The following is a 306-nucleotide window of genomic DNA, read 5'->3' as shown; positions in this document are numbered from 1 at the left end:
CGAGCACGTCCTTGACCCCTTCCTCGAGCAGGGCTCGGGCGAGATGATGGTGATCGGTGACGTAGTTGCGGTTTTTGGGACCGAGCACCACCGGCACCATGTGCTTGCCGAGAAAGGCGCCGGTCTTGTTCTTGGCGTCCTGCGTCCGGATCATCTGGCGCTTCAACGCAACTTCCCGCATGCCGACTGTTATCTGGGTCGGCCTCAATTCCTCGACGGGGACCGGGCTGACGATGGGTTCTCGCGGGTCGATCATGGCACGCTATCCTGTCCTTGCTGCTGTGGTTTCCAGATCGGAAGAGCGTC

At 61.1% G+C, this 306-nt stretch carries 1 protein-coding gene; it reads right to left on the bottom strand.

What is annotated here, in order from left to right:
- Positions 1 to 256 (bottom strand): ParB-like protein (locus tag EN852_RS38625; protein WP_281407861.1); only part of this gene is annotated, 256 nt, incomplete at its 3' end.
- Between the last annotated feature and the right edge of the window lie 50 nt (positions 257 to 306).

This window comes from Mesorhizobium sp. M2E.F.Ca.ET.209.01.1.1, assembly GCF_004010375.2.
GTDB lineage: Bacteria > Pseudomonadota > Alphaproteobacteria > Rhizobiales > Rhizobiaceae > Mesorhizobium.
This window is presented reverse-complemented; position numbering and strand designations above follow the sequence as displayed.